The sequence below is a fragment of the Bradyrhizobium yuanmingense genome, assembly GCF_900094575.1.
GTDB lineage: Bacteria > Pseudomonadota > Alphaproteobacteria > Rhizobiales > Xanthobacteraceae > Bradyrhizobium > Bradyrhizobium yuanmingense.
The window spans coordinates 1-4,838 of record NZ_FMAE01000070.1; the positions used below are offsets into that span (position 1 = coordinate 1).

The 4,838-nt window shown below is 66.1% G+C and carries 2 pseudogenes; both read right to left on the reverse strand.

Annotated elements, in window-relative coordinates:
* Positions 1-41: 41 nt before the first annotated feature.
* Positions 42-170, reverse strand: a pseudogene (locus tag GA0061099_RS43435) (DUF7007 domain-containing protein); the annotation flags it as partial.
* Between the two features lie 84 nt (positions 171-254).
* Positions 255-4,838, reverse strand: a pseudogene (locus tag GA0061099_RS38805) (Eco57I restriction-modification methylase domain-containing protein); the annotation flags it as partial.

Sequence of the window (4,838 nt, forward strand, 5' to 3'; positions counted from 1 at the left end):
CTCCATGCGCGAAAGCTGGGTGAGGCGTTCGGGGGAAGCCTTCATGGCGACGTCCTTCCCTGCCAGCCGATGAAGCTCGATGGCCCGGAATAGACCGGGTGGCGGGTCTCATCGACGACGAAGCCGAAGCGGCTAATCCGGTACTCGTCGGACGGGATGAGGAAACGGGGCTTTGTTGAAGTCGTCGCCACGCCGGGCGGCAGACGCGGCGCGGGCACTGAGGAGCGACGGAGGTTGAGTTCGGCCGCAGCAGCGAGGTCCTCGAGCCGACGGATCGACATGTCACCGGAGAGCGCCGCGGCGATGAAGCGAGCCTTGCGCTCGTTGTTCTGCCACATGCTCGCGTCCAGCGAACCCTCGGTGGCATAGGCGAAGATGTCGATCGCGTCGTGCTGGTTGCCCTGGCGCTCGATCCGGCCCTCGCGCTGCGCGATCTGTGACGGCAGCCATGGCACGTCGAGGTGATGGAGGGCCTTCAGGCGAAGCTGCGCATTGACGCCCGTTCCCATTGTATCTGAGGAGCCGATCAGGAAGCGGACCTTGCCGGCGCGGACGTCACCGAACAGCCGCTGCTTGGCCTCGGACTTCCTGAAGTCCTGCATGAAGGCGATCTCGGACGCGGGAACGCCCATGCGGACGAGCTCGTCTTTGATCCAGCGATAAGCCGAGAAGCCGCGCGTCTTCTCGACGCTGATCGTCCCGAGATCGGAGAAGATCATCTGCGCGGCGCCCGGCAGCTCGTACGGCTTGCCGTCGGCGCGCACGTAATTGTTGTCTGACGTCTCCTTCCAGATGCGGAAGGCATTTCCGACGAGAAGATTCAGCTTGTTGTTCGGCTCGTTATCGCAGTCCGGGTCGACCAGACGCAGGTCAATCGCCGCATGCCGTCCGTCGGTGATGACGGAGAGCAAGATATCGTCACCTGGCTCCGGCGGCCGGTCGCGCGTCTCGATCGCCTTGATCCGCGCGTCGAGCAGAGCCTGGTAGCGCTTGAACGCCGGCGTCGGCTTTGCCGTCAAGATCTGGCGCTTGCCCGTCGAGATCGCCGGGACCTTCACGTATTGCCGCAGGTCTTCCGGCATCACCACGTCGGCGAAGGACCGGAACATGGCAATCAATTCAGGGACGTTCACGAACGTGGCGAAACGGGTGACCGGCTTGTACCTGCCGGACGGCTGGAGCTCGAGCTCCGTCGAGACGTCGCCAAAAGTCGAGGCCCAGGCGTCGAACTCGTGAAGGCCCCGATCCAGGAGCGCTGCGTGGCCGAGATAGCGCTGCACCGAGAACATCTCACCGAGCGTGTTGGTAATCGGCGTGCCGGAGGCTAGCACCAGCGCCCGCCCAGGGTTCTTGGTTTCGACGAAGCGCGATTTCACATAGAGGTCCCAAGCGCGCTGTGAGCCGTTGGGATCGACTCCCTTCAACGTCGACATATTGGTCGCGAAGGATAGTTTGCGGAACTCCTGCGCCTCGTCGACGATGATCTGGTCGACGCCGATCTCGGAGAATGGTCAGGAGATCGTCCTTGCGGGCGGCGAGGGATTCGAGCCGTTCCTTCAATCCCTCCTTCAGCCGCTCGAGCCGCTTGCGCGAGACGCGGTCGTCGCTTGCGACCTTGGTCAGGAGCTGCTCGTAGAGTTCGAGCTCGTCCTGGATCATCCGCTGCTCGAACGCGGACGGCACGCCGATGAAGCGGAAGGCCGAATGGGTGATGATGATCGCGTCCCACGTCGCGGTCGCGGCGCGCGACAGGAAGCGGTGCCGCTTGTCCTTGGTGAAATTGGTCTCATCGGCGACGAGGATGCGGGCACCGGGATAGAGCGCCAGGAACTCGCGCGCCGCCTGCGCCAGGCAGTGCCCCGGAACGACAAGCATGGCCTTGGCGATCAGCCCGAGACGCCGCTGTTCCATGATCGCGGCCGCCATCGTCATCGTCTTGCCGGCGCCGACGGCGTGGGCGAGATAGGTCGCTCCCGAGGCGATGATGCGCCAGATGCCGCGTTTCTGATGATCGTAGAGAACGAAGGCGCCCGAGGCGCCCGGCAGCTTCAGATGCGATCCGTCGAAGGCGCGCGGCACGATGTTGTTGAAGCGGTCATTGTAGACCCGCGCCAGCCGGTCGGTCCGATCCGGATCGGACCAGATCCAGTTCTGAAAGGCGGTCTTGATCCTCGAGAGCTTCTCCTTCGCCGCCTCGGTGTCGACGACGTTGAGGACCCGACGTTCACTGTCGCCGTCTTTGATGGTGTCGAAGATCTGCGGGACGGAGGAGTTGAGCGCATCAGAGAGAAGCTGCCCAGCGTGCCGCCGCTCCGTGCCCCATTCCGACGTGCCAGCGGCCATCCAGCCCAGCTGCCGGGCCTCCACTGTCCACACCGCCAGTTCCGGCATGTGGTGAATCCTGATCTCCGCGCCCATCGTTTCCTTGACGAAGGCGACGATGTCGGCGGCGGGACTCCACGGCGCGCCAAGGCGTGCGGTGATGTCCGAGGGCCGGAGGTCGGCAGGCTGCACCTCCAGCAGGGCGGTCACGTTGCGCGCATAGGCGGGATCGAGCGCAGCCGCCGCTTCCGCAGCCTTCAGCTTGTCGCGCACCGCACCCGACAGATAGGCGTCGGCGGTCTGCCACCACCCGCCGTTGGGATCGCGGAAGATGGCGCTGCCGAGCTCGGCGATGACGTCGCCCACGTCGCGGTGCACGAGCTCCGCGATGTGGTCGGGGTCGACATGGCCGCGCTCGTTGAGAACGACGGCCAGGGCGTCGGCGGCGCTGGTGATGACGGGCGGCGCCGGCGGAGCAATCACCCGCTCGGTGAAGATTGGACCCGGCTTCGCCGTATCCGACTCGAGGTCGTAGTCTTCGATCGAGGCCACCAGCCAACAGTCCGGATCGTCCAGGAACGGCTGGAGGTTCGGCCTGCGGTGCGTTTCGCGGACCTCCCCGGTCTCGTCGTCCTCCGCTGTCGACACGACGGTCGTGTTGATAGGCCCGAAAGCGCGGACGAAATTCGACCAGGCGATGCGCAGCCTGACCTGCGCATCCTTCCACGGCCGGTCGAGCTCCTGGCAGTTCAGCACCTCTCGGACCGCGTCGCGGATCGGGATCAGCTTCTGGATGATCCTAGCGTGCTTGTCCGGAATACCGTCGGCGCTGCGGCCGTTGCGCACCGAGACAGCGACTGGCTGGCCGTCAAGGATCTGCATCAAGCCATGCCGGCTATCGAGGAGATAGCTGCCCTCGCGCGACGTGAGGCTCGCCAAACTCTCCGACTTCGCCGGCACGGCCTCGCACTCGTCATCAGGGTCGACCGCCTGCGGTTCGCCGTTGTAGATCGCGACCGGAAGGAGGGTGACCGCGTCGTCCAGCGCGGCCGCGAGGTCCTCGCCGTCAACAGGCACACAGGTGTAGGTCTCGCCAAACGGGCCGAAGGTCAGCGCGTGCGCGCCGAGCACAAGGTGGCGATGGCACGCGAACCAGACCGACGTCGTGGTCGACATCCTGTTCTTCCGGCGGCGCAAGCAGCGTGCTCCTTCTCGAAGCCGCTCCGATCCTTCTCACGGGATTCGCCGGGCCGTAGCACGAGCCCGAAAATCGCCTCCCACGCATCCGCCACCGTCTCGCCGACGCAGGTCGGCGGCTCACCTCGTACCGGTCGCGCGAGGACGGCGAATTCGCGTTCGCAGCCGATCTCGCCGAGAGCGGACCTCTCGTGGCTCGAGCTCGACGAGGTGCGCCCGGCGACCGAGGACGAGGGCGCAATTCGCGTCAACCGCTCGGGCCAGCTATCCTTAATCGTGCGCTCGGCGCAGCGCTGCTCGTAGCCGGTGAACAGATGCGGGGGCCGGCATCGGCGCGGAAGCTACCCTCCGGCAGACGGATGGCACTGAGGAGATCGGCGTGATTCGCGATCAGCGCGCGCGCCGAGCCATCCGCGTTGTCCATCGTGCCGTGGGACGTGACGAAGGCGGCAAGCCCGCCCGGCTTCAGCAGCTTGATTGCCTTGACGATGAAATAATCGTGGAGTCGCAGACCGAGCGAGCGTAGCGCGCGGTCCGAGCGGACGGTGCGATCGGAGAAGGGCGGATTGCCGATCACGAGGTCGAACCGCGCCAGCAGCTCGGTGCGCGCGAAATCGCCGGTGACGATCCGCGCCCGGGGCTGCAACAGCCGCGCGATGCGCGCTGTGACGGGGTCGAGCTCGACACCGGTGACGTGGCAGACTTCGTCCAGACCCGGCGGCGTCAGCGCCGGAAACATGCCGGTACCGATGCCGGGCTCAAGCACGCGGCCGCCGCGCCAGCCGAGGCGCAGCAAACCCGCCCACATCGCCTTGACGATGAACTCCGGCGTGAAATGCGCATACTGCGTACAGCGTGCCAGCGAAGCGTAGTCAGCCTCATCGACCGCATCCTGCAGATCGGCGCCGATCTCGTCCCAGCCCCTTGCGAATTCGGTTTCGCCCGGTGGGCGGAACACGCCATTGGCCAGCTCTGAGGCGCCGAAACCGGTAAAGCGGATCAGTTGCCGCTGCTCCTCGACCGTCGCGGGGCGCTCCTCGGCCTCGATCTGTGCGGCGAGCCGGACCGCGGCGATGCTGTCGCGGGCGCGCTGCTTCCAGCTCTTTGCGAGGCCGCGCGCGCCGGAGAGATAGAAATTGTCGCCGCGCTTGCGAGCGCCGTCCTCGGAGCACCGCCGATGCGATCACCGGCCCTACCGGGGTTGGCGCCGACTGCGGCGGATCATCCTCATGCTCCTCGGCGCCGCCGAGATCGGTGGCGAAGGCCGTGACGCCAAGGCCGAGGCTGGATGAAAGGGCGGTATTGCCGAAGAGGTCGAG